The organism is Pseudogemmobacter humi, assembly GCF_900609055.1.
Lineage (GTDB): Bacteria > Pseudomonadota > Alphaproteobacteria > Rhodobacterales > Rhodobacteraceae > Pseudogemmobacter > Pseudogemmobacter humi.
Map to the genome: position 1 here is coordinate 2,257 of NZ_UXAW01000024.1, position 2,286 is coordinate 4,542.

2 protein-coding genes are annotated in these 2,286 nt (G+C 65.8%); both read left to right on the forward strand.

The annotated features are described in order from the left end of the window. Positions 1 to 869: FMN-binding glutamate synthase family protein (locus tag XINFAN_RS22110; protein ID WP_233352069.1), on the forward strand; the 869-nt coding region annotated here is incomplete at its 5' end. Between the two features lie 74 nt (positions 870 to 943). Beyond that, positions 944 to 2,286, forward strand: a 1,343-nt coding sequence (gene glnT / locus XINFAN_RS00300) for a type III glutamate--ammonia ligase (RefSeq protein ID WP_124084580.1), incomplete at its 3' end; no start/stop codon positions are given.

Genomic DNA, 2,286 nt, shown 5'->3' on the forward strand with positions numbered 1-2,286 from the left:
GCCGGGCCGATGCGATCGAGGTCGTGGTCGGCCAGGGCGCCAAGCCCGGCGGCGGCGGCATGCTTCTGGGCCAGAAGATCTCGGACCGGGTTGCGAAGATGAGGAACCTCCCCAAGGGGATCGACCAGCGCTCGGCCTGCCGTCACCCCGACTGGACCGGCCCCGACGATCTGGAGATCAAGATCCTTGAGATCCGCGAGATCACCGGCTGGGAGAAGCCGATCTATGTCAAGATCGGCGGCACGCGGCCCTATTACGACACCTCGCTCGCGGTGAAGGCCGGGGCCGATGTCGTGGTGCTCGACGGGATGCAGGGCGGCACCGCCGCGACCCAGGACGTGTTCATCGAGAATGTCGGCCTGCCGACCCTCGCCTGCATCCGCCCCGCGGTCCAGGCGCTCCAGGATCTGGGCATGCACCGCAAGGTGCAGCTGATCGTCTCGGGCGGGATCCGCACCGGGGCCGATGTGGCCAAGGCGCTGGCGCTCGGCGCCGATGCGGCCTCGGTCGGCACCGCGGCGATGATCGCGCTTGGCGACAACGATCCGCATTGGGAAGAGGAATACCGCAAGCTCGGCTCGACCACCGGCGCCTATGACGACTGGCACGAGGGCAAGGATCCGGCCGGCATCACCACCCAGGACCCCGATCTGGCCAGCCGGCTCGATCCGGTCCAGGCCGGGCGGCGTCTGGCGAATTACCTCAAGGTGATGACGCTGGAGGTGCAGACCATCGCCCGCGCCTGCGGCAAGAACCATGTCCACAACCTGGAGCCCGAGGATCTCTGCGCGCTGACGCTGGAATCCGCCGCCATGGCGGGGGTGCCGCTGGCGGGAACCAGCTGGATCCCCGGCCGCTCGGGCTTCTGAGCCAGGCAAGGCGAAGCCGGCCCCCGCGGGGCCGGCTTCCTTCATCATAAACGACACAACAGGGAATCAAGAGGATGGCCTTGGACAAAGGACACGTCAGGGAAAAACCCCAAACCGGAGCCGAGCTGAAGCGCTATGCCGAAGAGCGCGGCATCCGCTACTTCATGATCTCGTTCACCGATCTTCTGGGGTATCAGCGCGCCAAGCTGGCGCCGACCGAGGCGATCGAGGGCATGTGCGAGGACGGCGCCGGTTTCGCCGGTTTCGCGACCTGGCTCGATGTGACGCCGGCGCATCCCGACATGCTGGCGATCCCCGATCCCTCGACCGTGATCCAGCTGCCCTGGAACCCGGAAGTGGCCTGGGTCGCCTCGAACTGCGTGATGGGCGGCCAGGATCTCGACCAGGCGCCGCGGAACGTGCTGCGCAAACTGGTGGCCGAGGCCGCGACCATGGGCCTGCGCGTCAAGACCGGGGTCGAGCCCGAATTCTTCCTGCTGCGGCCCGACGGGCGCGGCGTGGCCGATGAATTCGACGATGCGGTCAAGCCCTGCTACGATCAGAACGCCATCCTGCGGCGCTACGATCTGATCAAGGAAATCGCCGACGCCATGCTGGTGAACGGCTGGGAGCCCTATCAGAACGACCATGAGGACGCCAACGGCCAGTTCGAGATGAACTGGAAATACGACGACGTTCTGGCCACCGCCGACAAACACGCCTTCTTCAAGTTCATGACCCGGGTGCTGGCCGAGAAACACGGGCTGCGCGCGACCTTCATGCCCAAGCCCCTGATCGGCAAGACCGGCAACGGCTGCCATGCCCATATCTCGGTCTGGTCGCCCGACGGCAAGTCGAACGCCTTCTCCGACGACAGCAAAGAGCTTGGCCTGTCGGATCAGGGCCGCGCCTTCCTCGGCGGGATCATGAAACACGCCTCGGCGCTGGCGCTTTTGTGCTGCCCGACCGTCAACAGCTACAAGCGGATCAACGCGCCGCGCACCACCTCGGGCGCGACCTGGGCGCCGAATTCGGTGACCTGGACCGGCAACAACCGCACCCATATGGTGCGCGTGCCCGGCCCGGGCCGCTTCGAGCTGCGCCTGCCCGACGGCGCCTCGAACCCTTACCTGATGCAGGCGGTGATCCTTGCCGCCGGCCTCGACGGCATCCGCACCAACGCCGATCCGGGCCCGCGCTCGGACATCGACATGTACAAGGACGGCCACCTGATCAAGGACGCGCCGAAACTGCCGCTCAACCTCCTCGACGCCATCCGCGCCTTCGACGCCGACGAGGAACTCAAAGCCGCCCTGGGCACCGAATTCTCCGACGCCTATATCAAGATGAAAACCCAGGAATGGAACCAGTACGCATCCCATTTCACAGAATGGGAATTGCAAAATACCCTCGATAT